The organism is Mesorhizobium sp. M6A.T.Ce.TU.016.01.1.1, from assembly GCF_003997065.1.
Taxonomy (GTDB): domain Bacteria; phylum Pseudomonadota; class Alphaproteobacteria; order Rhizobiales; family Rhizobiaceae; genus Mesorhizobium; species Mesorhizobium mediterraneum.
On the sequence record NZ_RZTJ01000003.1, the window covers coordinates 463,328 to 486,801 of the forward strand.

At 63.3% G+C, this 23,474-nt stretch carries 19 protein-coding genes; 3 read left to right on the forward strand and 16 right to left on the reverse strand.

Annotation, left to right across the window (positions count from 1 at the left end):
- Nucleotides 1-18: 18 nt before the first annotated feature.
- From EOC94_RS08345 to EOC94_RS08355, 3 genes are all read right to left on the reverse strand, one after another.
- Nucleotides 19-1,527, reverse strand: coding sequence for a sugar ABC transporter ATP-binding protein (locus EOC94_RS08345; protein ID WP_127289697.1), 1,509 nt, complete (start codon nucleotides 1,525-1,527; stop codon nucleotides 19-21).
- A 17-nt stretch (nucleotides 1,528-1,544) separates the two neighbouring features.
- The gene (locus EOC94_RS08350) at nucleotides 1,545-2,483 is read right to left on the reverse strand and encodes a sugar ABC transporter substrate-binding protein (RefSeq protein ID WP_127289699.1); all 939 of its coding nucleotides are present in this window, start codon (nucleotides 2,481-2,483) and stop codon (nucleotides 1,545-1,547) included.
- A gap of 117 nt (nucleotides 2,484-2,600) precedes the next feature.
- A complete protein-coding gene (locus EOC94_RS08355; protein WP_127289701.1) occupies nucleotides 2,601-3,611 on the reverse strand; it encodes an ABC transporter permease in 1,011 nt (336 codons plus the stop codon).
- A gap of 433 nt (nucleotides 3,612-4,044) precedes the next feature.
- Here EOC94_RS08355 and EOC94_RS08360 point away from each other — a divergent pair, with 433 nt between their 5' ends.
- Complete coding sequence (locus EOC94_RS08360; RefSeq protein WP_095483908.1) at nucleotides 4,045-5,007, forward strand: sugar-binding transcriptional regulator; 963 nt, start codon at nucleotides 4,045-4,047, stop codon at nucleotides 5,005-5,007.
- Here EOC94_RS08360 and EOC94_RS08365 read toward each other — a convergent pair.
- The 5 genes from EOC94_RS08365 to EOC94_RS08385 form a co-directional block, all read right to left on the reverse strand.
- A complete protein-coding gene (locus EOC94_RS08365; protein ID WP_127289703.1) occupies nucleotides 5,004-6,500 on the reverse strand; it encodes an FGGY family carbohydrate kinase in 1,497 nt (498 codons plus the stop codon). The genes EOC94_RS08360 and EOC94_RS08365 overlap by 4 nt on opposite strands.
- 20 nt (nucleotides 6,501-6,520) lie before the next feature.
- Entirely contained in the window at nucleotides 6,521-7,843 is a 1,323-nt protein-coding gene (locus EOC94_RS08370; RefSeq protein ID WP_127289705.1) for a homoserine dehydrogenase, read from the reverse strand.
- A gap of 339 nt (nucleotides 7,844-8,182) precedes the next feature.
- Nucleotides 8,183-9,289, reverse strand: coding sequence for a mandelate racemase/muconate lactonizing enzyme family protein (locus tag EOC94_RS08375; RefSeq protein WP_127289707.1), 1,107 nt, complete (start codon nucleotides 9,287-9,289; stop codon nucleotides 8,183-8,185).
- Nucleotides 9,290-9,313: 24 nt separating this feature from the next.
- Nucleotides 9,314-10,036, reverse strand: a complete 723-nt coding sequence (locus EOC94_RS08380) for a GntR family transcriptional regulator (protein ID WP_127289709.1) — start codon at nucleotides 10,034-10,036, stop codon at nucleotides 9,314-9,316.
- Between the two features lie 96 nt (nucleotides 10,037-10,132).
- Entirely contained in the window at nucleotides 10,133-10,921 is a 789-nt protein-coding gene (locus EOC94_RS08385; protein ID WP_127289711.1) for a 2OG-Fe(II) oxygenase, read from the reverse strand.
- A gap of 101 nt (nucleotides 10,922-11,022) precedes the next feature.
- Between EOC94_RS08385 and EOC94_RS08390 the strand changes: the two genes are divergently transcribed.
- Entirely contained in the window at nucleotides 11,023-11,970 is a 948-nt protein-coding gene (locus EOC94_RS08390; RefSeq protein WP_127289713.1) for a LysR substrate-binding domain-containing protein, read from the forward strand.
- A gap of 61 nt (nucleotides 11,971-12,031) precedes the next feature.
- On the opposite strand, the gene EOC94_RS08395 is transcribed toward EOC94_RS08390, so the two are convergent.
- From EOC94_RS08395 to EOC94_RS08405, 3 genes are read right to left on the reverse strand one after another with little or no spacing between them, the layout of a single operon-like run.
- Complete coding sequence (locus EOC94_RS08395; protein ID WP_126103331.1) at nucleotides 12,032-13,201, reverse strand: efflux RND transporter periplasmic adaptor subunit; 1,170 nt, start codon at nucleotides 13,199-13,201, stop codon at nucleotides 12,032-12,034.
- 16 nt (nucleotides 13,202-13,217) lie between these two features.
- Entirely contained in the window at nucleotides 13,218-16,394 is a 3,177-nt protein-coding gene (locus EOC94_RS08400) for a multidrug efflux RND transporter permease subunit (RefSeq protein ID WP_127289715.1), read from the reverse strand.
- Nucleotides 16,388-16,738: a hypothetical protein gene (locus EOC94_RS08405; RefSeq protein WP_245465522.1), complete on the reverse strand. Its 351-nt coding sequence runs from the start codon at nucleotides 16,736-16,738 to the stop codon at nucleotides 16,388-16,390. Before EOC94_RS08405 ends, EOC94_RS08400 begins: the two co-directional genes overlap by 7 nt.
- 167 nt (nucleotides 16,739-16,905) lie before the next feature.
- Here EOC94_RS08405 and EOC94_RS08410 point away from each other — a divergent pair, with 167 nt between their 5' ends.
- Nucleotides 16,906-17,487 carry a TetR/AcrR family transcriptional regulator gene (locus tag EOC94_RS08410; protein ID WP_126103328.1) on the forward strand — a complete coding sequence of 194 codons (582 nt, stop codon included), beginning with the start codon at nucleotides 16,906-16,908 and terminating at the stop codon, nucleotides 17,485-17,487.
- A gap of 584 nt (nucleotides 17,488-18,071) precedes the next feature.
- Here the strand turns inward: EOC94_RS08410 and EOC94_RS08420 are convergent.
- The 5 genes from EOC94_RS08420 to EOC94_RS08440 form a co-directional block, all read right to left on the reverse strand.
- The gene (locus EOC94_RS08420) at nucleotides 18,072-19,094 is read right to left on the reverse strand and encodes a LacI family DNA-binding transcriptional regulator (RefSeq protein ID WP_095484020.1); all 1,023 of its coding nucleotides are present in this window, start codon (nucleotides 19,092-19,094) and stop codon (nucleotides 18,072-18,074) included.
- A gap of 70 nt (nucleotides 19,095-19,164) precedes the next feature.
- Nucleotides 19,165-19,959, reverse strand: coding sequence for an ATP-binding cassette domain-containing protein (locus EOC94_RS08425; RefSeq protein WP_095483917.1), 795 nt, complete (start codon nucleotides 19,957-19,959; stop codon nucleotides 19,165-19,167).
- 3 nt (nucleotides 19,960-19,962) lie between these two features.
- Nucleotides 19,963-20,949 (reverse strand): ABC transporter permease, encoded by a 987-nt coding sequence (locus EOC94_RS08430; protein ID WP_127289719.1) that lies wholly within the window; start codon nucleotides 20,947-20,949, stop codon nucleotides 19,963-19,965.
- Nucleotides 20,950-21,067: 118 nt separating this feature from the next.
- The gene (locus tag EOC94_RS08435) at nucleotides 21,068-22,000 is read right to left on the reverse strand and encodes a substrate-binding domain-containing protein (protein ID WP_127289721.1); all 933 of its coding nucleotides are present in this window, start codon (nucleotides 21,998-22,000) and stop codon (nucleotides 21,068-21,070) included.
- Nucleotides 22,001-22,255: 255 nt separating this feature from the next.
- Nucleotides 22,256-23,413: a fumarylacetoacetate hydrolase family protein gene (locus EOC94_RS08440; RefSeq protein ID WP_127289723.1), complete on the reverse strand. Its 1,158-nt coding sequence runs from the start codon at nucleotides 23,411-23,413 to the stop codon at nucleotides 22,256-22,258.
- Between the last annotated feature and the right edge of the window lie 61 nt (nucleotides 23,414-23,474).

A 23,474-nucleotide genomic window follows, 5' to 3' on the forward strand; every position in this document is an offset into this window, starting at 1 on the left:
CCGATCGCTGGTTACGTCCTAGCTTGTGGCAAGTTCCATGACGGCGACGTTACTCGCTTCGCTGCGGTCGAGAATTCCGCGCTGGCGGCCACGGCTAAGCACCAGCACGCGATGCGACAAGCCGAGCACTTCCTCGAGATCGGAGCTCACCACCACCACCGCCATGCCGGAGCGGGCGAGGTCGGCGATGACATCGTAGATCGCCGCGCGCGCGCCGACATCGATGCCGCGTGTCGGCTCGTCCAGGATGAACACCTTGGGCGGCCGTGAAATCCATTTGGCGATGATCACCTTCTGCTGATTGCCGCCGGAAAGCTTGCTGATCGCCTGGTTCGGCCGGCCCTTGACGCCGAGCCTGGAGATGCCGGCCTCGGCGAATTTCTGCACTGCTTTCGGGAACACCCAGCCGTTCGGCGCGACATGGTCGAAATTGCCGATCGCCAGATTTTCGCCGATGGTCTGGTCGAGCACCACGCCTTGCGCTTTGCGGTCTTCCGGCACCAGCACGACGCCGGCCTTGATCGCGGCCGCTGGGCCATTGAGATGCACAGGTTTGCCGGCGACGCGCACCGAGCCGGAAGAAATCGGATCGGCGCCGGCGATCGCCCGCACCAGCTCCGTGCGGCCGGCGCCGATCAGCCCGGCGATGCCGAGGATTTCGCCGGCCCGCACCGAAAAGCTGACATTCTGAAAACTGCGTTCCGGCGAGGACAGGTTCTCGACTTCGAGCAGCGCCTCGCTGCCCGGCTCCGAGAGCGGCGGGAACATCCGCTCGACGCTGCGGCCGACCATCTGCTCAACCACAGTGCGCACCGGGATGTCGGCGCGCTCGTGCCGGGCGACGATGCGCCCGTCGCGCATCACCACCACACGGTCGGCGATCTCAGCGATCTCGTCCAGCCGGTGGCTGATATAGATGAAGGACATGCCTTCCGCCTTGAGCTTGCGGATCTGCTTGAACAACAGCTCCGTTTCCTCGCTGCCAAGCGCTGCCGTCGGTTCGTCGAAGATCAGAAGCTCGGCATTGAGCGTCAGCGCTTTTGCGATCTCGACTTGCTGCTGGGCGGCGATGCGCAGCGTGCGCACCTTGCGCTCCGGCGAGACATCGAGGCCGAGGCGCCTCAGCTGCGCCGATGCCTGCGCATTCATTGCCGCGCGGTCGATGCGGCCGCCGCGCATCAACAGGCGCCCGACATAGACGTTCTCGGCGACCGACAGGTCCGGCAGCAGCTTCAATTCCTGGTGGATCATGCCGACGCCGGCGTCGATGGCCTCGGCGGGAGAGGCGGGGGAATAGGGTTTCCCCCGCCATGTGATGCTGCCGGCATCGGGTTTGGTCGACCCGGCGATGATGTTCGAGACGGTGGACTTGCCCGCGCCATTTTCTCCAAGCAGCGCCACGACCTCTCCCGGTCGTACCTCGAAGCTCGCATCGGCCAGGACCTGGACCGGTCCGTAGCTCTTGCAGAGGCCGCTGACGAAGAGCCCCAGATGCGGGGCCTGCGTATGGCTGGGATCCAAGGACATCGTTCCGCTACCGATTGTCAGGGATGCTTGGCGATGAATTGATCGACATTGTCCTTGGTGGTCAGCGTCGCGTCCTGCAGCTGTTCTGCGGCAACGGTTTCGCCGGCCACCAGCTTGATCGCCGCATCGACGGCAAGCCGCCCCATGCCTTGTGTCTGCTGCGTCGCGGTCACGTCGAAGAGGCCGCCTTTTAGTGCCTTGAGCGCCGCCACGTCGCCGTCGAAGCCGGCAACCCAGACCTTGTGGCCGGGATTGGCGACCTTGACCGCTTGTGCAGCACCGAGCGCCAGCGCGTCGGCCTGGCCGATGACGATCGAGACGTCGGGATGCGACTGCAGCAGATCCTGCGTCAGCTTGAAGCCTTCGTCCTGATGCCAGCCTTCGCTCCACAGCTCGCCGACCACCTTGATGTCGGGATAGGCGCTCAGCGCTTCGCCGCAGCCCTTCGAACGGTCGACCTCGGGCGTCGTGCCTTTCTGGCCATGGATGATGATCAGCTCGCCCTTGCCGCCGGCCTGCTTGGCGATGTAGTCGCAAACCGCCTTGGCCGATGCCACGCTGTTGGTGGCGATGAAGGTGTCGCCGGGCGCGCCGTCGGCGTTGCGGTCGACATTGATGACCGGGATGCCTGCAGCCTTGGCCGTCTTGGTCGGCACGGTGGCGGCGGTAGCGCCGGCCGGGATGTAGATCAGCGCATCGATGTTTTGCGTGATCAGGTCCTGCACCTGGCTGACCTGGGTCGCCGAATCGCCCTTGGCGTCGACGGTGACGATTTCGATGCCCTTTTCCTTGCCGTAGGCTTCGACGGACTGCTTGATCTGGTTGAAGAAGTCGGCCTGTAGATTGGCGACGGCAAGGCCAAGCTTCTTGGCCTCCTTGGCCGAGGCCATGTCGGACAATCCGAGCAGCGGAATGACGGCCGCGGCAGCAAGCAGCAATGAACGTTTGGTCAGCATGTGTTTCCTCCGTTGATATTCAAATCTGTCCCGCCGGCGCATCACGGCGCCCTTGGCCGAACAACTCCCAGTTCGGATCAACCGATCCGTTTTCGCCCGGACACCCGGGCGAATTCTTCATTGCGCTCTGCGCCGCCACGTATCCGTGGCCACCGCCAGCGCGATCACGACGCCGATCACCACCTGCTGGATGAAGGGCGACACGCCGAGCAGGTTCAGCCCGTTGCGCAGCACGCCGATGATGAGCACGCCGATAGCGGTGCCGCCGATCGAGCCGACGCCGCCCGATAGGCTGGCGCCGCCGATCACCACCGCCGCGATCGTGTCCAGCTCGTAGCCGAAGCCGGAACTCGGCTGGACGGAATCGAGCCGTGCCGCGAGCACGATGCCGGCGAGCCCGGCCAGCACGCCGCAGATCGCATAGACCCAGTTGGTCAGCGACTTGACCGGTATGCCGGACAGCCTGGCGACCTCGGCGCTGCCGCCGATGGCATAGAGACTGCGGCCGGTCGCGCGGTAATTCAGGAAGATCGCGAAGATGATGGCCAGCACGATCATCAGCCCGACGGTGACCGACAGGAAGCCGAAATGGCGAATGATCGACAGGCTGGTGAACCAGTCGGGAAAGCCGATGATCTGCGAGCCGTCGGTGATCATGTTGGCGAGACCGCGCGCCACCGACATCATGGCCAGCGTGGCGATGAAGGGTGGCAGCTTGGTGACGGTCACGAGCAGGCCTGAAACCAGACCGCAAAGTCCAGCAACGACAAGTGCCGTGACGATCCCAGCGGGCATGCCGAGATTGAGATAGTCGGGGTGGGCGACAAAACCCATCACCATGGCGGCGAGCGCCAGGACGGAGCCGACGGACAGGTCGATGCCGCCGATCAGGATGACCAGCGTCATGCCGATCGCCATGATGCCGAGCACCGTGACCTGGTCGAGCACGTTGAGGATGTTGCGGACCGTCAGGAACGTGTCGGTGGTCAGCGACAGGGCGAGGCACAGCAGCACCAGCCCGATCAGTGGTCCCATGGTCCCGGCGAACAGGGCAGAAAGCTTCGCGCCCGCCGCGGCCTGCGCATTTGGGCCGGCTTTCAACTCGCTTGCACCGTTGCTCACAGCCATTTTGTCTCCTCCACCAGCAGTTCGGCGATGGGTCGCCGGCTCGCCGCTGTTCACCAGGCACCTCCCTGTGAACAATTTATCTTTGGTATGCAATTTTGTTCAGCTAAACTGTTCATCGGAAAATTGTCAAGGCCCGCGGCATCATTCCGCCCTGGTTTGCGCCAACAGGCGGGTTGCCTTACGGAAGAGCACGAAATGCGGCGTTTCAGGTCCGGTCTCATCCCTGCGAATTCATTCCAGCTGCTTGAGCAGGGCAGGACGGCCAAGACAAAGTAAATGTTGACCATTTGGCTTTCATCTCGCGTTGTGGACGTTATCCTGTCGATATCTTAAATCTTGAATCCTGGGCACGCAGAACGATTTCGTGTCGCTTGGTCGGATATGCCATCTGAATGGCATCTAAAGATCCGGACGACCGCGGGAGGGCAAAAAGATGGCGATGATAGAGAATGACAAGGCCTCGCGCTTCCCGGATGTCGAGCTGAAGGCCCGTGCCGCGTGGCACTATTATGTCGAGGGTCTGACGCAGGAGAGGATTTCGGAGATCCTCGGCATCGGCCGCATCAAGGTGCATCGTATCCTCTCCGCCGCGCGTGAGGAGGGCGTCGTCCAGTTCCGCATCCGGGACAGCGTCGTCGAATGCATGGTGCTGGAAGAGGCTCTGAAGCAGCGTTTCGGGCTCAGCCAGGCCGTTGTGGTGCCGTCGGCCGCCGACCGGAGCAACGCGCCGCTGATGATCGGCCATGCCGCGGGCGCCTATTTGGCCGACAACGTGAATGCCGGCGATGTCATCGCGCTCGGCTGGGGGCGGACGCTGAAATTCGCCATCAATGAATTGCCGCGGCGGCCGATCGCCAGGACGACGGTGGTCTCCATGCTGGGCGGCCTCACTCACGCCCAGCCGCTCAACCCGACCGAAAGCGCTTGGGAATTCGCCGAAAAGATCGGCGCCGAGTGCTTTTTGCTGCCGGTCCCGGTCTATGCCGACAGGCCGGAGCAGCGTGACGCCTTCATGAGCCAGCGCAGCGTTCAGGACGTCGTCTTCCGTGCGCGCCGGGCAAACATCGCCGTGCTCAGCGTCGGATCGTTTTCCAACGACAGCCCGATCGCCAATTACGGCTTCATCAAGCCCAGCGAACTCGAGGAGCTGCAGGCGGCTGGCGCCGTTGGCGATATTTTATGTCATTTCATCGACGCCGAGGGCCGACTCGTCGACCATGAGGTCAATCGCCGGGTCTGCGCCTATCCGCTGCAGGATCTGGCGGACATCCCGGCCATCATCCTGGTCTCGGGAGGGCAGGAAAAGATTGCCATCATGCGGGCGGCGCTCGCCAACACCAAAGTGTCGGTTCTGATCACCGACGAGGATGCGGCCAAGGGCCTGCTCAACCGCTAGCCCTTTCCGAGCGCCTCAAGCCGCACATGGATGTCGCGCGTCGCCTGATAGAGGTCGCGGTAGATCGCCTTGCGCGCGCGGTAACCGGAGACCAGCCCCTCGACCGGATCGACATGCCTGGTCGGCGGTGCGGTCATCGCCTCGGCCGCCGTCTGGGGCGAGGCAAACCATCCGACGGCCGAAGCCGCCAGCACGGCGGCGCCGAGTGCTGCGGCTTCGTTGACCGGTGAGACGGAGAGCGGCCGCTCGAGCACGCTTGCCATGATCCGCATCAGCAGAGCTGAGTTGGTGCCGCCGCCGGCGGCAATCATCGCCGCCGGTTTGCCGCCGGCTTGAGTTTCCATTGCCTCGCTGGCGATGGCCTGCTCGAAGGCGATGCCTTCCAGAACCGCTCGAAAAAGGTGCTTCGGTTCATGGTCGAGTGACAGGCCGACAATGGCGCCGCGCGCCGCACCGTCCCAATAAGGACTCATCACGCCAGCCCAGTACGGCATGACAAGCAGTCCCTCGCTGCCGGCGGCAACGTCCACCGCCGCTTTCTCCAGCGCTGCGGCCGACGGCGAACCGGTCGTGCGAACGATCCAGTCGACCAACTGCATGCCCGAGCGCAGCACGGTCTCCAGCATGAATCCCGAGCCGGTCGGTGAGACCAGCGTTCGAAACGCGTCCGACGTCGTGATCTCATGGGAATAACAGCCGCTGACGACGCCCGAGCCGAGCGAAAGATAGCTTTTGCCTTCGTCGTAGACCCCCATGCCGAGGCCCATCGCCTGGCCGTCGCCGGCGCCGGCGACGACAGGCGTGCCGGCTTTCAGGCCGGTCAGTCGGGCCACGCTTTCACTGAGTCCGCCGCAGATCGTGCCGGGCGTGACCAGCTCCGGCAACTGGTCCGGCCGCAGCCCGGCGGCCGCAACGAGCTCAGGGTGCCAGGTGCCATTCTTGACATCGAGCAGCCCGAGCGGATCCGCACTTGCCGTGCTGGTGACCAGATGTCCGGTCAGCCGGTGGACGAAGAAGCCATGCACGTCGACGATTGCGGCTGCGTCGTCGAGCGCTTGCGGCTGGTGTTCGGCAAGCCAGCGAACAGCATAGAGCGCGGGCGTCGGGTCCGGTGGCTTGCCGCTCCAGTCGCGGATCGCCTCGCGGCCGAGTTCGGACGACAGCCTTATAACTTGCGGGCGAGCACGCTCATCCAGCCACAAGATCGCCGGAATGAGCGGCTTGCCGGCATGATCGATCAGCGTGAAGGTCTCGCGCTGGTGAGCGATGGAGATCGCCGCCACGCGCGAAGCGCCAACCGCCTCAGTGACCTGTTTCAATGCACCGAGCAGTGCGGTCCACCAGTGTTCGGCGTCCTGCTCGAAATGGCCGGGCTTGGGATTGGCGAGCGGATAGGCTTCGCGCGCCTGGAACAGCTCCTCGCCGTCGCGCGTGAAGGCGATCGCCTTCACGGCCGTCGTCGAGGCGTCGATCCCGATTACGACATCGTCCATCAGGCGGTTATCCGGTGGAGTCAGGCTGCGTTTGTAACGAACCGCCCGTCCGATTGGTCGAGACGACGGCGGATCTGGGTTATCACCATCGAATCGTCGGGTACACAATTTTCATAGGTGAGGAAGTCGCCGGTCTTGACCGGCTTGACCACCTTGGCGCGTTCGGCGAGGCCGAGCGGCAGGGCGCCGCGGGCGCGCGCGTCCTCCCACGTCATGGCGAAGCCGCGATAGTCGTTCTCGCCGATCATGCCGAGCGACTGGCCGAGGCTAAGGTCGCTCTTGGCAACCGCCACCGCCTCGGCCACCGGATGGTCGAGCGGCTCCATGTCGGCGCGCTTGTAGACCACGGCACGCGCCGCCGACAGCGGCACTTCCAGGCTGGTCAGATGGTAGGGCCGGAAGATCGTGAAATAGGGGCCTTTGCCGACCTTGAGGTCGATCATGCGCTCCAGCACCCGCGGATGCCGGGTCTCAATGATGCAGAACACGCCGGGCGCCACGCCCTTGCCGATCGAATAGTCGACGACGCCCTTGCGATGCAACACGCCGCCATCCTCGCGCGGGCAAAGCACGCTGGCGAGTTCCTCAAGCGTTGCGGTCGGGCCATGCATCCCCGGCACGTCGGGCACCAGGCCGGTGGCATTGGCGATCGCCACCATCTCGATCGCCGTCTTCGAGCCGTCGACGAACTCGACCAGCATGCGCGCATTCATGTTGCGCTCTGCCGCCTCCTTCTCGTAGTCGGCCGGCATGGCGTCGATCTTCAGCGGATTGTTCTTGCCCTTGCCGGCGGCGATGATGTTGAAGCCGAGGCTTTTGGCAAAGCCGATGATCTCCAGCGTGCAGGCCGGCTCGTCGCCGGCCGCGCCCGTATAGACGACGCCGGCCTTGCGCGCTTCCTCTTTCAGGAAACGGCCGATGGTGATGTCGGCCTCGACGTTGAGCATGACAATGTGCTTGCCGTTCTTCATCACTTCGAGCGCGAACAGCGTGCCGATGTTGGGATTGCCTGTCGCGTCGATGATGACGTCGATGCGGCCGGCGGATGCCAGCGCATGCAGGTCTTCGGTCACCGCGATCTTGCCGGCCTCGATGGCACGGTCGATCGCCGCCGCATTGCCGGCCTGGACGATGTCGGAGCGGTCGTGGCCGGCGAGAAGTGCTGCGTCGATCGCCGCCTGCGGCCTGACCTCGGAAATGGCGCCGATCCGCATGCCCGGCATCAGCGCAACCTGGACGACGATATCGGTGCCCATCTGCCCGGCGCCGGCAAGCCCGATAGTGATTGGTCCCTGCTTTTCAGCGCGTTGCAAAAGTTCCGCTGCAAATTGCGGATGGGCCATGTCGCTTCCTCCAGTTCCTGACGCGCCGCAGCGTCGAGATCATCATTTTGAACATTCCTATTTCCAAATGAAAAATATTTCAACCTGCAATTCGGCAGCCTCTTTCGCAAAATTGTTTGATTTCGCTTTTGCGCCCTGGCACGCGGCTTGATTGCGCAGCCAGCTGGTGCCTGTCGCCAAAAGTGCGCAGCAGGATAACGACATGCATAAAGCAAAGACTCAAAGCGCGTCGATTGAATCCGTTTCAACCCGACGCGCTTTAGGGGGCAGGGAAGGACAGTGATCTTTGGGACGCAGACGGCGATGACCGAGACGGCATGCTCGGCGCATGCCGGTATCTCAGCTGCCAACCGCGAAGAAGGGCGCGCCGAGCAGGTCGGGAACGACGTCGATGCCGAGGCCCGGCCCGTCCGGAATGCCCATGCGGCTGCCCGAGACGGGCGGCACGTTCGATGCGGTGCGCACCGTCACCCATTCGTGGAAGGCGATGGCGTGCAGCCGGCGCTCCTCCGGCGTCGACAGCGACAGATGCGCCATGGCTGATGTGTCGATCTCGGCGCCGCCGGTGTCCTCGACGGTGATCATGAAGCCCAGGTCGACCGCAACATCACGGATCTGGCGCGTCTTGGTGACGCCGCCCAGCCGCGAGATTTTCAGCGTCAGCCCGTCGGCCGCGCCCTTGCGATGGATGTCGAGCATGTCGTCCAGCGAGGCGACGGACTCGTCCAGCACCATCGGCTTGTCGAGCGAGCGGCGCACCGACATGCATTCGTCGATCGTGGTGCAGGGCTGCTCGAACGTGTAGTCGATGGCGCGCGTTGCGTCAGTGAACTGGCGCGCCTGATAGGGCGTCCATCCGGCATTGGCGTCGCAGAAGATCACCGTCCCCTTCGGCACCGAAGCGGCCACCGCGGTGACGCGCTCGATGTCGTCACGGACATTGCCGCCGACCTTGACCTGCAGCCGATGGAACCCATCCTTGACGATGCGTTTGGCCAACGCCGCCATCGCGTCGACCGTGCCATGGGTGACGACCTTGTAAAGCTCAGCCGTCTCGCTCTCGCGTCCGCCGAGCAGCGTCACCAGCGGCACGTCGGCGGCGCGTGCGGCAAGATCTGAGCATGCCATGTCCAGCGCCGACTTGATGTAGGGATGGCCCTTGAACACCGTGTCCATCAGCCTGCCGATACTGGCCAAGGCCCGGGGATCGTGGCCGAGCAGATGCGGCGCGATTTCCATGACGCCGGCGCGCGTGCCGGCTGCGAAGGCCGGCGAGTAGAAATTGCCGAGCGGCGCCATCTCGCCCCAGCCGGTCAGCCCGCTGTCGGAGGTGATGGCGACGATCACCGCGTCGAACGCATCGGCGACACGCCCCTTGGACATGCGATAGGGCCCGTCCACGAAGGGCTGCACGACATGGTAGGCTTTGATGGTTTTGATCTGCACGTGTTTATCCGTTGTTCGCGATGTTCAGATTTGCTGCCGGTTGGCTACGGTCGCCTTGGCGCCTTTGGAAGCTCGCTGTTCGAGGCTGCGCGCATAGGCAAGCAGTTCCTCGAAATCGAGGTCGATATGCTCGCGGGCATGGCGCTGGGCGGCGCGCATGTCGGAGCCCTTCAACAGCCGTACATAGGCCTCGTGGATGTCTTCGGCAGGCACCGGCTCTTTGCGCGCCCGCTGGTGGAGGGCAAAATACATCTGCAGCCGGCTGGCCAGGCGCTGCCAGGTCTCCAGCAACACTGAATTGTCGGCCCATTCATGGATCAGGCCGTGCAATTGCAGCGCCGTTTCGATCTGGCGGGTGGTGTCGAGGTTGCGCGTCGCCTGTTTCACCGCCTCGTGCCTCCGATCGAGCTCATCAAAGAAGCGCTGGTCGCGCAGCCGCCAGGTCAGTTCGATGGCGAACGCGTCCAGCACCTTGTTGAGCGAATAGGCATCGTCGATGTCCTTGGCGGTCACGTCGATGACGAAGGTTCCGGCGTAGGGAATGCTGGTCAGGATGCCTTCCTGCACCAGTTCGCGCATCGCTTCGCGCAGCGGCGCGCGGCTCACCCGCATCTGCTCGGCAATCCTAAGCTCGTTGAGTTTTTGCCCCGGTTCCAGCTGGCCCGTCAGGATCGCGCGCCTGAGCAACGCCACGATCTCGGCGCGCCTTGTCGTATCCGCGATCGGAGCAAAATCCAGCTTCCCCATTCGGTCACTCCAAAAGGAGCCGAAATCAAGCAGATTGTCGACAATCTAACAAGTGGTTATTTCTGGATTCCGGGCAGAATGTCGGTGACTTCGTTCTCACGCAGCCCGGCCGTAAAAGCCGACCCGTTCCTCGTCGCTGAACATCACGCCTGATTTCTCATAGTAGGAGAACACTGCGATCATGCGTTCGCGCTCGCCTTCGACTGTGGTGACGCGATGCGCTGTGTTCTTGCCACGGAAGACGTTCAGCGTGCCCGGCTTCATGCGCAGTATCTTCGCCTCGGGGTCGCGCCCTTCGAGCAGCCTGGCGACGCCGTCGTAATTGGGATTGTCGTCCGACCGGAGATCGGTGCGGTATTCGAGGTCGCCGCCGCGTTGCGCCGCCTGCAACAGTAGCGTCGTGGTGAATTCCGAGCGATCGAAATGCCAGTTCAGCGCCTCGCCGGCGCGGTAGGCCATCACATTGGTGCGCGCCAGCGGGTCCTGCATGACATGCAGCTGCGTCTTCCCCATCGCCGCCGCCAAGAAGTGCAGCAGCGGCTCGTATTCGTAGATGGCGAGGACTAGGCTGCCAGGAATCTGGTCGGCGCAGACCGTATGGCTGATGGTCTCGACCTTGCGCAGCGCGGGATGGTCCGGAGCGAGCTCCGGGATATCGGGCTTGAAGTAGATGTTATGCATCCGCTTGTGCATGTGCGACCGGCTGTCCATGACGGGCTGGATTTCCCGCACCGCCCGTTCGGCCACGCCAGGCCGCAAAAAACCCTCGAGATTGAACATGCCATCGGCTTCCAGCGCCGCGATCGAGGCCTCCACAAGGCGCTTCCATTCAGCGCTGCCTTCACGGTCGAGCGGGTACCGGTCCAGATCGAGAATGTCTTTCATCGTCTCATGCTCCAAGGTTCGAGCGTAGAAGACGGCAAAAAAATCTTTCTCTCAACGGCGAAAATTATTAGTCTTCCGCAGGAAAAACTTACGGAAGGTTCATGGAACGGCTCCCCCCGCTGAACGCGATCAAGGCCTTCGAGGTCGCCGCGCGGACTGGCAATTTTACTTTGGCCGCCATCGAACTCGGCGTTTCCTCGGCGGCGGTCAGCCAGCAGATCCGCAATCTCGAGACCTGGTTCGGCAAGCAGCTGTTCGTGCGCAGCGGCAACCGCATCGCGCTGACCGACGCCGGCCACGCAATCTATCCGCAGACCGCACGCGCCTTGGGCGACATCGCGGCGATCGGTCGGCGCATGCTGGAGGGCGGGCTGAGGACGCGTCTCGTCGTCAGCGTGCCGTTTTCGCTGGCCGAATTGTGGCTGGCGCCCAGGCTGGCCGTTCTTCTCGATGCCTTCCCGCAAATGGCGATCGACGTCCGCGTCGAAGACGATCCCGTCGACCTGATGCGCCAGAACATCGATCTTCGCATCAGCTATGGCGACTATCACTATCCCGGTTTGCGGATGGTCCGCCTCATCCATGACGACGTCCTGCCGGTCTGCGCGCCGGACTTCTGGCAAAGATACGGCAACGATGCATCCAGCCTTGCGGATGTGCACGAGAGCTTGTTCATCCACACCAACTGGGGTCCGAACTATGCCTCGCATCCGACATGGGCGGATTGGTTTTCGGCGTCAGGCGGCAGCCGCGCGCCTGATCCCTCGCATGGGCGCCGTGTCGGTCTGTCCAGCCTGGCGATCGTCTCGGCGAGGCTTGGTCTCGGAATTGCGCTTGGCCAGCGGGCCATGGCCCATGGGGACCTGGAAGCCGGGCGCCTAATCGCGCCCTCGTTGGTATCTCTGCGCCTCGGTCATCCCTATTGCGCCTTCATGCCTGCGTCAAAGGCTGAGCGCGCCGATGTTGCCGGGCTCGTCGCGCTGCTTGGAGCAATTCCAGGAAAAGTGCATAGCGGTTTTCCGTCCGGAATTGCGGAAAAACAAACATAGCAAAACGGCGCCCTTGGCGTGGGAGCCGAGGGCGCCGCTGGACCGGACCTGACGGGGGGTATCAGGTGGCCGGTTTCTGTGGCAGCGGCGAGACCGGCATTCCGGGGCCGATCTTCTGCAGATTGCCTGTGATCACCTGGTCACCTTCCGATACGCCGCTCGAGATGGCCACCAGATCGCCGTTGGTCGGCCCGAGCGAAACGATGCGCTGGTCGACAGTGTTGTCCTTGCCGACGACGTAGAGGTATTTGCCGAGCTGGCTCGATCCCAACGCCGTCTGCGGCACCATCAGCGCATCGGGCTGCTGCTTGATATGCAGCTTCACGCGAACATATTGGCCCGGCAGCAGCGTGAATTTGGCGTTGCCGATCGTCGCCCGTGCGGTGATGGTGCCGGTCGAGCGATCGATCGTGTTGTCGATGAAGGTGAGCTGACCTCTCTGGCGCGGTTCTGTATCGCCGGGAAGCAGGACGTCGACGTCGATCGGCCCCGCCGCGCGGGCTTCCTCGATCTGCGCCAGATCCGTTTCGCTCGGATTGAAGGTGACATAGATCGGGTCGAGCTGCACCAGCGTGTTGAGCACCGTGCCGGCGACGCTGACCAGCGTTCCAACCGAAGCCTGGTTGCGGCCGACGCGCCCGGCGAACGGCGCCTTGATTTCCGAATAACTCAGATTGAGCTCGGCGGTCCGCACAGCCGCTTGGTTCACGGCGAGCGAGGCCTGGGCCTCGCGCAAGCTGCTGGTGCGCTGGTCGAACGCATCCTTGGCGATGTATCCGCTCTTGGCGAGCTCGGTGCCGCGGCCAAGGTTGGAACGGGCATAGTCAAGCGTTGCTTCGTCGCGCTGGACCTGCGCCTTCGCCTGGTCGAGGGCAGCGTGGAAATCCTCTGGAGCGATCTTGTAGAGAAGGTCGCCCTTCTTGACATCGCTGCCGTCGGGCGCGACCTGCTCCTGCAGATAACCCGGTACGCGCGCTTGCAGCGTGATGCTGCGGATCGGCTCGGTGCGGGCCGCATAGTCGAGATAGATCGGGATCGTCTTCTTGACGACGCTCACCACCGGCACCGGCATGACAAACGCTGCGGGCTCGGGCGCCGCGGGTTCGGGCGTTGCCGCTCCTGCCGTGCCGGCGTTGAGGCCGAAATTGCCCATGTCGAGCAAGTGAACGCTCGCCATCGAGATCGCCCCCAGGGCGACGGCCGCTCCCAACGCAATTTTCCATTTACGCATGATCAATTCTCCAATCCTATTCGGCCGCTTCGGCCAATCGCGCGAAAGCGGGTTCGGCAGTGGGTTCAGTCGGTTCGGCAACGGGTTCGTTCTTGCTGCCGCGCTCGCGCAGTTGCTCGATCACCGCATAGAAGACCGGCACGAACACCAGCGACAGGATTGTCGCCGCGACCATGCCGCCAAAGACGGTGGTGCCGATCGACTGGCGGCTCGCTGCACCGGCACCTGTGGAGAACATCAGCGGCAGCACACCGAGGATGAACGCGAAGGCGGTCATCAGGATGGGCCGCAGCCGCAAACGCGCCGCTTCCATTGCCGCGTCGACGATGCTGAGACCTTCCTCGCGCCGGCGCCGGGCAAACTCCACGATCAAAATGGCGTTCTTTGCCGCCAGCCCGATCAGCATGACGAAGCCGATCTGCGAATAGACGTCGATCTGCATGCCGCGCATCAACAAGGCGACGAAGGCACCAAACAGGGCAAGCGGCACCGCGAGCAGAACCATGAAGGGCATGGCCCAGCTCTCATATTGGGCGGCGAGGATCAGGAAGACGAAGACCATGGCGAGACCGAAGACGATCGAGGCGATCGATCCAGCCTTGAGCTCCTGATAGGTGATGCCCGTCCATTCGTAGCCGAAATCCTTCGGCAGCGCCGTGGCAGCGGCACGTTCCATCGCCGCGACCGCCTGGCCCGAGGAGTAACCGGGTGCAGCACCGCCATTGATCAGGGCCGACGCATTGTTGTTGTAATGCGGGACGGTTTCCGGGCCGACGATAGGCACGAGCTTGCCGAGTGTGCTCAACGGCACCATGCCGCCAGAGGCATTGCGCACATAGAGCCGTGAAATGTCGGCAGCACCCGCACGCGCATCCTTGTCGGCCTGGATCGTCACCCGGAAGGTGCGGCCGAACAGGTTGAAGTCGTTCACATAGAGCGAGCCGAGATAGATCTGCAGCGTGTTGAACACGTCAGGCAGGCTGAGGCCGAGCAGCTTCGCCTTGTTACGGTCGAGGTCGTAGTTGAACTGTGGCGTCGAGGTCGAGAACGACGAGAACAATTGCTGCGGGTTGAGCTCGGGCTGCTTGCGCGCCTCGGCGAGCACGGCTTGCGTCGCATCGTTGAGCGCAGCGCTGCCGCGACCGGTCAGATCCTGCACCTGGAATTCGAAGCCGCCGGTCGTGCCGATGCCCGGGATCGAAGGCGGATCGAAGCTCAGCGCGAAGGCTTCCGGAAGCTCCATGAGCTTCGAGCGCACGTCGGCGACGAGCTTCGAGGCGCTCTGGTCAGGGCCGCGTTCGTCCCATGGCTTCAGGATGGCGAATTCCACCGCTGAGTTCGACTGGGCTGCGTTGGTTAGGAAGTTCAAACCGCTGATCGAGCCGACGATATCGACGCCGGGGGTGTTCTGCAGGATGGCGCGTGCCTTCCGGGCCACGGCGTCGGTGCGTTCCAGTGACGCCCCATCCGGCAACTGGATGACCACGAAGAAGTAGCCCTGGTCCTCGACCGGAAGGAAGGTCGAGGGCAGGCGCTGCCAGACGAAATAGGTGGCGACAAGCCCGGCCGCGAACAGCCCGAGCATGATCCAGCGCAGGCGGATGAGGAAGCGCACACCATGGGCATAGGCATGCGACAGCCGTTCGAAGCCCGTGTTGAACCAGCGGAACAGCACGAACTGCGTTGCCGGGCGGTGGCGCAGGAAGGCGGCGCTGAGCGCCGGAGTGAGCGTCAGCGAGACGAAGGCGGAGATGCCGAAGGAGATCGCCACCGTCAGCGCAAACTGGTTGTAGAGCCGGCCGGAAACGCCGGGTATGAAGGCGACCGGCACGAACACGGCCATCAGCACGGCGGTCGTGGCGATGATCGGGCCGGTGACCTCGGCCATCGCCGCGCGCGTGGCAGCCAGCGGTTTGAGGCCGGCCTCCAGCTGGCGCTCGACGTTCTCGACGACGACGATCGCATCGTCGACGACGAGGCCTATCGCCAGCACCATGCCGAGCAGGCTGAGCATGTTCAGCGAGAAGCCGAACATGTACATGACGACGAGCGTGGCGACCAGCGACACCGGAATCGCGATCGTCGGGATGATCGTGGTGCGCCAGCTCTGCAGGAAGATGAACACCACCGCGACAACCAGGACCAGCGCCTCGCCGAGCGTGACCAGCACGTCGTGCATCGACGCCGAGACGAAGCGCGTCGTGTCGTAGTGCATGGCGTAGCTCACGCCCTTCGGGAAGCGGCCCGACAGTTCCTGCATCTTGTCCTTGACGCGCTGCTGCAGATCGAGCGCGTTCGAGCCCGGCATCTGGTAGACGGCGAGCACCACGGTCGGGTCTTCGGCGAAGAAGGCCGACGACGAATATTGCAGGGCGCCAAGTTCGATGCGCGCAACGTCACGCAACCGCACCAACGAACCGTTCGCGGCATCGGCGCGCACGACGATGTCGCCGAATTCCTTGGGGTCGCTCAGTCGGCCGACCGCGTTGACCTGCATTTCGAAAGCGGTGCCGGCCGGCGCCGGCGACTGCCCGATCTTGCCGGCCGCGACCTGGACATTCTGCTCGGCGATGGCGTTCTGGACATCGACGGCGGTGATGCCGAGATTGGCGAGCTTGTCTGGATCGAGCCATACGCGCATCGAATACCGCCGCTCGCCGAAGATCTGCACGTCGCCGACGCCTGGCAGGCGCTTCAGCGGGTCGACCACTTGCAGGTAGGCGAGGTTGCTGAGCGCGACCGGATCGACGGAGCCGTCGGGCGAGGTGAGGTTGACGATCAGGACGAAATTCGGGTTCTGCTTCTTGATCGTCACGCCGCCCTGGTTGACGATGGCCGGTAGCGAGGACGCCGCCTGCGACACGCGGTTCTGGACGTCGACGGCGGCGGTGCTCAGGGAATAGCCGACCTCGAAGGTGATGGTAATCGTCGACGAGCCGTCATTGGAGCTCGATGACGACATATAGGTCATCCCCTGAACGCCGTTGATCTGCTGTTCGAGCGGCGTCGTGACGGTGTCGGCCACGACCTGCGCACTGGCGCCCGGATAGTTGGCGCTGACCACGACCTGAGGTGGCGTGATGTCTGGAAACTGCGAGACAGGCAGCAGGAAATAGCAGATCGCCCCGGCGAGCACCATGATGATGGCGATCGACGATGCGAAGATCGGTCGGTGGATGAAGAAGTTTACCATGACACGCACGCCTCGCCCGATGCTCTCGCCTCGCCAAAAGCCTTGGCCACTCTGGACAGCCGCCGGCTGCGCCTTTGACCCGAATCTTCCAGAAAACGATGCGGCGCCTTGCGGCCGTACCCTTGCGCATCCGCAAGAGTACGCAGCATCGTCTCGAAAGAGCGCAGGTCGACGCGGTCGGCCTTCATCAGCATCCGGATCATTGGATCCTTAACAACTTCGTCGATCGTCAAATCTTTGCGCTGCGACATCGTAGCGGCTCCTGGCTTGCGATCCGCGGCGCATGCCGCAGATCGGGTGGTCTTCTTGTTCGCGGCCAAAAATCGCCTAGGGCGCAGTTTCATGCCTGGGCCGATTCGGCGGAGGCTATTCACAGGCGCCTGCGAGATTTGACACGAGGCAATTGGGGTGTTACCAGTAAGTAACATCTAGAAGTTACAGACCGGTAACACCCTAGTCAAGAGGTGCGCCGAGGGATTTTTCGGAAACCCCGGAAACCAAGGAGGTTTTGATGGAAGACGGCACTGCGGAACGCATCCGCCCGCGGGATCGCATCCTGGAAACGGCACGGGATATGTTCCACAAGCATGGCATCAAGGGCGTCGGCGTCGACGCGATCACTGAGGCCGCCGGTACCAATAAGATGACGCTCTACCGTCATTTCGAGTCCAAGGACGACCTGGTCATCGAGTGCCTGCGGGCGACCGCATGCAGCGCCAATGCGATGTGGCAAAAGTTCGAGGCCGAGCATCCGGGCGACAAGCTTGCGCAGTTGCACGCCTGGGTTCGGATGGCGGCTGATTGCCTGTTGAGTGACGGTCGCGGTTGCGACATGGCGAACGCCGCCATTGAGTTGAGCGAGACCGACCATCCGGCCCGTCGGGTGATCAAGGAGCTCAAGCAGGCCCAGCGCGAACGCCTGGTCGGCCTGTGCCGGGATGCCGGCATCGGACAGGCGGAACTTCTCGCCGATACATTGTCGCTGCTGCTTGAAGGCGCCCGCGTCAGCCTGCAAAGCGTCGGAGCCGAGGGCCCTAGCGCGCAATTCGTCCGCATGGCGGAAGGCCTGATCACCTCTTTCAGGGCCAGATAGTCTCGCAAGCGGCGGAACGACCGGTGGCGTGTTCATTGCGAGCCGCGCCGCCGAATGCTTTTTGTCCGTTCGGATGTACCGTCATCGCGCGTCTCCTTTGCCGGTCTGTCGCCGCACCACCGCGCGACCTGTTGCTTGGTGAGGCAGGATAGGACCGATAGCGAATTGGTGAGAGTGACAAGTGTGACGGGATTCCGGCGAATCCGCTGATCGCGGCTGCAACATGCCCTACCGCTCGCCGAACAAGCCGGTGGCGATCGCCCCTAATGGTCATTCGACGCGCGGACCGATAATCGTGTCCGGTGATGGTCATGACCTCCGCCTTTGCCCACACCCGGAGCCGGAACAAAAAAGCCCGCTGCCGGGAGGAGGTGGCAGCGGGCTTGATTTCGAATACGGCACGGGAGGAGGTGTACCGCACTCAGCGTCGGCATCGCATCTGGGAGGAGTAGATGGCCGACAACTGCGAAACTACCGATTGCCCAATGATTCGGCAACAACGAAAGATGCATAGCAGATGTGCAGATTTGCTGTATCAACCGAATCTTAACTATGGGCAGATTGAACGTCGCCCTTGCGCGGCGTCACTGCACCGGGACGTTTTCCTTGAAGATCAGGCGCGGTTCGATGAACTTCCGCGTCAAATAGGGCGCCGAGGAAGCGATCGAGCCGAGCAAGCGAATGACCGATTGCTCGGCGATCAGCCGCGCGTTTTGGTCGATGACGACATCAAGCAGATCATCGACGAGATAGCCGCGTGTCGCCCTTGTCAGGTCGTGACAGATGAACACCGGCTTCCTTTGCGGCTTGGCTTCCAGCAGCGCTTTCGCCACGCCAGAGCGTCCAGCGCCGACGCAATAGATGCCGAGCAGCTCCGGCTCGTTGTGCAGCGCCTTCATCGTCGCCCTGTAGCTGATATCAGGCTCATCGTTGATCTCGACGGCACTGGTGACGGTCAGATTGGGGAACTCCTCGCTGAGCACGGACCGAAAGCCCATTTCGCGTTCCTCGTGCCCGCGGTAGGAGCGTGAGCCGACGACCATTGCCAGATGGCCCCGGCGCCCGCCCAGGAAACGTCCCATCAACAGCGCCGCGGTGCGGCCGGCCACACGGTTGTCGATGCCGACATAGGCCGATCGCGGTGCGCCCGGCACGTCCGACACCAGCGTGACCAGGCGGATGCCGGCCTCGACGATCTCGCGCAGGATGTTGCGCGTTCTCGGATGATCGATCGCGATGACGCCAACGCCGTTTGCCCTAAGCGAGAGGTTTTCGACGGCTGCCTGCAACGCGCTCGGCGAGATGCCGGCGAGCTTGTGGATCCGGCAGGAGGCGACGAGCGGCAGGCGCGCCGCATAATCCTCGATATGATTTGCCAGATCCATCATGAAGGCGTTGGAGCCGATCGGCAGGAAGAATTCCAGATGCGCCGGCCGCGAGGGCAGTGTGACCTGATCCACGACCGGCAAATAGCCGAGCTGCTTGGCCGCCTCCATCACCCGCTGCCGGTTGGCCGCGCTGGCACCCGGCCGGTTGTTCAGCACCCGGTCGACCGTGGCGGTCGACAACCCGCAGCTTCTGGCGATGTCCGCAACGGTGGCTTTCATGGTCGCAGTCATAGGAGCTGATGTGATCCCGTGCCAGAGATACGGCGAACCCGGCTTCCAACTGGCCCGCTCAGCCCTGCGATTGCTTCCCCTGGACGATGGCGTCGTGGATCTGCTCATCGGACATGCCGGTGATGATCCGTTCGACTTCCGCGACGTTGGTGTTCTTCGGATCGATATCGTCGGCGACCACCTTGCCGCGCCGCATGACGACGATGCGGTCGACCACCTGGAAGACGTGGTGGATGTTATGGGCGATGAAGATGCAGGAATGGCCTGAATCGCGGGCGCTGCGCACGAAGCTCAGCACGCCTTGCGTCTCGGCGACGCCCAGATTGTTGGTCGGCTCGTCGAGGATGATGAGGTCGCTGTCGAAATGCATGGCGCGCGCGATCGCCACGGCCTGCCGCTCACCGCCGGAGAGCGAGCCGATCGGCGTCGTCGGCGGGATGTTCTTCGAGATGCCGACCTGCTTGAGCAGATCGCGGGCGACCACGTTCATCGCCTCCTGGTCCATGCGGTTGAGGAAACGCGGCGGCTTGATCGGCTCGCGCCCGAGAAACAGATTGCGCGCGATCGACAATTGCGTGACCAGCGCCGAGTCCTGGTAGATCGTCTCGATGCCGTGGGCGATGGCATCGCTGGTGCTGCGGAAGTCCACCTTCTTGCCGCGGATGAAGATGTCGCCGCTGGTCAGCGGAACCGCACCCGACAGCACTTTGATCAGCGTCGATTTGCCGGCACCATTGTCGCCGAGCAGACCGACGATCTCCCTTTCATTGACATGGAAATTGGCGTCGACGAGCGCCTGCACGCGCCCGTAGGACTTGCGGATGTTTTCCATGCGGACAAGCGGTTCAGCCATGGTTCAACTCCCTGCCTGATGCCGGCGTTCCAGCCATGAATGGAGCGCCATCATGCCGAGGATGATCGCGCCGATGAAGATGTTGTAGGCAAGGCCCGGCACGCCGATCAGCACGATGCCGTTGCGCATGACGCGCAGGATCAGGATGCCGAGCACGGTGCCGATGATGGTGCCGCGTCCGCCGGTCAGCGCCGTGCCGCCGATCACCACCATGGCGATGACTTCGAGCTCGTAGCCGGTGCCGCTGTTGGGATTGGCGGCGGAGGTGCGCAATGAGCTGATGACGCCGGCAAGCGAAGCCATGATCGATGACAGGATGAACAGGCCGATCTTGACGCCGCTGACGTTGACACCACGAGCCTTCGCCGCGTTGGGGTTGCCGCCGGCCGCCTGGATCCAGTTGCCGGTCCGGCTCTGCGTCAGCACGTAGCCGAGCGCGATCGCGGCTGCGATGAACCAGAACAGCGACATGTAGATGCGGAACGGTCCTATGAAGAAATCGCCGACCAGCGCCTCGGCGAGCCAGCTGCCTTCGGCGCTCCAGGTGCGCTGCGGAAATCCGTTGGTGACGAACAGGGCGGTGCCGCGCACCACCAGCAGCATGCCGAGCGTCACCAGGAAGGACGGGATCTTGAGCTGCGTCACGAACCAGCCATTGACCAGGCCGATGAAGGCGGCAACCAGCAAGGCCACGACGAAGCCGGCTTCCAGCGAGGTGAGGCCGCTGTTGAAGAGTGTCCACATCAAGACAGGGGAGAAGCCGAACAGCGATCCGACCGAGAGGTCGAATTCGCCCGATGTCATCAACAGCGTCATCGCCAGCGCGATCAGGCCGAGCTCGACCGTGAAGGCCAATATGTTGCTGATGTTCTGTGGCGACAGGAAGTCGTGGTTGAACCCCCAGAACACGGCGAGCTCGACCACAAGCAGCACGAAGGGCCCGAATTCCGGCCTGGCGATCGAGCGTTGGATGATGGAACTATTTTCCACGTTGGACCCGCGACATGGTTGGAACTGACCAAACCCGGCACCGCACAAGGCGGATTCGAGGCACGGCGAAATGATGGGGATGACCGCGGCAGGCGCCGCGATCATCCCGATCGCGGTTTTACTTGCCGGACAGGATGTCGTCGTAGACCTGCGCGGTGTCCTTTTCGTAGAGCGCGCCGGTGATCACGTCGAAGCCGGGGGGAATGCCGCTCGCGGCCATGTTGGCGAGCGAAAGCGCCACATAGCTGGTCGCCTGCGGATCCTGCCACTGCCCGGCATTGACGTAGCCGGTCAGCACCTCCTGGGTGGTATCGAGCGAGTTGCCCCAGCCGACCACCGGGATTTCGCCCGGCTTGATGCCGGCCTGGTCGAACACGCGCTTGATCGAGCCGGTCACCAGATCGCCGAGGCCGATGATCGCCTTGACCTTGGCCCTGTTGGCGGTGAGATAGTCGACCATGCGGTTGATGGCTTCGGCCTGGTCGAGCGTCGCCTCGGTGATTTCATAGGTGATGCCGAGCGGCTCGAAGACGCTCTTGATGCCCTCTTCTTCCTGGACGCCATAGGTGGCGCCCGGGATTTCGACCGGCATCCACACGAAATCGCCCTTTTTCACCAGGCCCTTGTCGACCAGATACTGCGCCCAGTTCTTGCCGAAGGTGACGTTGTCGCCGCCGACATAGGCGTTGAAGTCCGCCTTCGGATCGGGTGTGTTGAAGTTGATGATCGGGATGTTTGCCGCCCGTGCTTCCTTGGCGAGCTCGATAAGGCTGCCCGGGTCGGGGCTGGTGGTGGTGATGCCGTCGGCCTTGGCGGCGATGGCCGCGCGAACGGCCTCCTGCTGGGATGCCACGTCGCCATTGTGGAACGAGGTGTTGACGGTGTTGCCGGTGTCCGCAGCCCATTGCTTGGCGCCGGCGAGGAAATAGGTCCAGACCGGGTCGGCCGGGCCGCCATGCGAAATCCAGTAGAAGGTCTTGGCCTGCGCCGCCGCCGGAATGGCCAGCGCCATGATCAAGCCGAATACAAATAGTCGTAGCCTTGTCAGCATTTGATTTCCTCCCATTTTGAAAACTGCCTCCCTCCGACGACGATCACGGCAAACCCTGATCGTATTCTTGCCAGCGCCGATCTGGATGCATCAGAGCATCCGCTTTTTCGGTCGATGGCAAGCCTCCATTTGCCAGTGGTAGTTGGCGCGCGACAATGCGCCATCACTCGTCCCATCAGATTGCATCAGTTTGGCTGATATTTTCCAGGCAGGCGGATCCTCGTCGCCGAAGACAAGGCGCAGGCGGACGGGAACCTATATAAGATCGGCCTTGGCGAGGTCCCGCATCAGATGGCTGGCGCCGTAGGTCCAGTGCGGACAGTCGGGCGACAGCCGCACCCGGTTGACCAACGCGCCGAATTTCTCCGACGAGATGGTGACGATGTCGCCGACCTTGTGCGTAAAACCCTTGCCCTTTTCACCGCGATCCTTCGACGGCACGAACATGGTGCCGAGATAGAGCGCCAGCCCGTCGGGATACTGGTGATGCGGCCCCATCGCTGCGGCGACCAGCTCCTCCGGTGAGCGGCTGATCTCGGCCATCGAGCTTGCGCCCTCCAGCGAGAAACCGTCCTCGCCCTCGACCTTCAGACGCACGGTGGCTTGCTTCACGTCATCGATGGAAAAGCTATCGTCGAACAGCCGGATGAACGGGCCAAGCGCGGCCGAGGCGTTGTTGTCCTTGGCCTTGCCGAGCAACAGCGCCGAGCGCCCCTCGACGTCGCGCAGATTGACGTCGTTGCCGAGCGTCGCGCCGACGATCCGGCCGCTGCTGGCGGCGATCATGGCGATCTCCGGCTCCGGATTGTTCCAGGTAGACACCGGATGCAGGCCGACATCGGCGCCGAAGCCGACCGACGCCATCGGCTGGCATTTGGTGAAGATCTCGGCATCGGGGCCGATACCCACTTCCAGATATTGCGACCAGGCGCCGCGCTGGATGAGCTTGGCCTTGATCTCCATCGCTTCCACCGAGCCGGGCTTGAGCTTCGACAAATCATGGCCGATCAGCCCGGCAATGTCGGCGCGAATGGCATCCGCCTTCTCGGCCGAGCCGCGCGCCTGCTCCTCGATGACCCGTTCGAGCAGGCTGACGACGAAGGTGACACCAGACGCCTTGACGGCGTGCAGGTCGACCGGGGAAAGCAGGTATGGTTTTTGCGGATCGCGCGTGGCCTGGAAACTGTTGGCGGCGATTGCGTCAAGCGACCCGATTGGTTCGCCCCCGGCAGCGTGGACGTAGCCTGCCGGATCCGGCATCTCGCAGACGTCGCGCACGGTTGGTGCCATGCTCGACGTGATGTCGAAGACAGTGCCGTCGCGCACCGTGACCACCAGCGGATGGGACCTATCGCTTGTCCGGGCGCGGCCGATGAAGAGGCCCTCGTCGGGCAGGAGAGTGGTGTTCGTCATGGCTGCGGTCCTCTGCTGTCTTGTTCTGCTGTGACGGTCGTCACTGCCGGACCAATGGTTC

Bases quoted from the DNA above. Each gene is read 5' to 3' on its own strand.
- EOC94_RS08435 (WP_127289721.1), bottom strand. From the start codon at position 22,000: ATGCTGACAAGGCTACGACTATTTGTATTCGGCTTGATCATGGCGCTG.
- EOC94_RS08360 (WP_095483908.1), top strand. From the start codon at position 4,045: ATGGCGATGATAGAGAATGACAAGGCCTCGCGCTTCCCGGATGTCGAG.
- EOC94_RS08395 (WP_126103331.1), bottom strand. From the start codon at position 13,201: ATGCGTAAATGGAAAATTGCGTTGGGAGCGGCCGTCGCCCTGGGGGCG.
- EOC94_RS08420 (WP_095484020.1), bottom strand. From the start codon at position 19,094: ATGAAAGCCACCGTTGCGGACATCGCCAGAAGCTGCGGGTTGTCGACC.
- EOC94_RS08380 (WP_127289709.1), bottom strand. From the start codon at position 10,036: ATGGGGAAGCTGGATTTTGCTCCGATCGCGGATACGACAAGGCGCGCC.
- EOC94_RS08350 (WP_127289699.1), bottom strand. From the start codon at position 2,483: ATGCTGACCAAACGTTCATTGCTGCTTGCTGCCGCGGCCGTCATTCCG.
- EOC94_RS08400 (WP_127289715.1), bottom strand. From the start codon at position 16,394: ATGGTAAACTTCTTCATCCACCGACCGATCTTCGCATCGTCGATCGCC.
- EOC94_RS08370 (WP_127289705.1), bottom strand. From the start codon at position 7,843: ATGGCCCATCCGCAATTTGCAGCGGAACTTTTGCAACGCGCTGAAAAG.
- EOC94_RS08365 (WP_127289703.1), bottom strand. From the start codon at position 6,500: ATGGACGATGTCGTAATCGGGATCGACGCCTCGACGACGGCCGTGAAG.
- EOC94_RS08385 (WP_127289711.1), bottom strand. From the start codon at position 10,921: ATGAAAGACATTCTCGATCTGGACCGGTACCCGCTCGACCGTGAAGGC.
- EOC94_RS08405 (WP_245465522.1), bottom strand. From the start codon at position 16,738: ATGAAACTGCGCCCTAGGCGATTTTTGGCCGCGAACAAGAAGACCACC.
- EOC94_RS08355 (WP_127289701.1), bottom strand. From the start codon at position 3,611: ATGGCTGTGAGCAACGGTGCAAGCGAGTTGAAAGCCGGCCCAAATGCG.
- EOC94_RS08410 (WP_126103328.1), top strand. From the start codon at position 16,906: ATGGAAGACGGCACTGCGGAACGCATCCGCCCGCGGGATCGCATCCTG.
- EOC94_RS08440 (WP_127289723.1), bottom strand. From the start codon at position 23,413: ATGACGAACACCACTCTCCTGCCCGACGAGGGCCTCTTCATCGGCCGC.
- EOC94_RS08390 (WP_127289713.1), top strand. From the start codon at position 11,023: ATGGAACGGCTCCCCCCGCTGAACGCGATCAAGGCCTTCGAGGTCGCC.
- EOC94_RS08345 (WP_127289697.1), bottom strand. From the start codon at position 1,527: ATGTCCTTGGATCCCAGCCATACGCAGGCCCCGCATCTGGGGCTCTTC.
- EOC94_RS08425 (WP_095483917.1), bottom strand. From the start codon at position 19,959: ATGGCTGAACCGCTTGTCCGCATGGAAAACATCCGCAAGTCCTACGGG.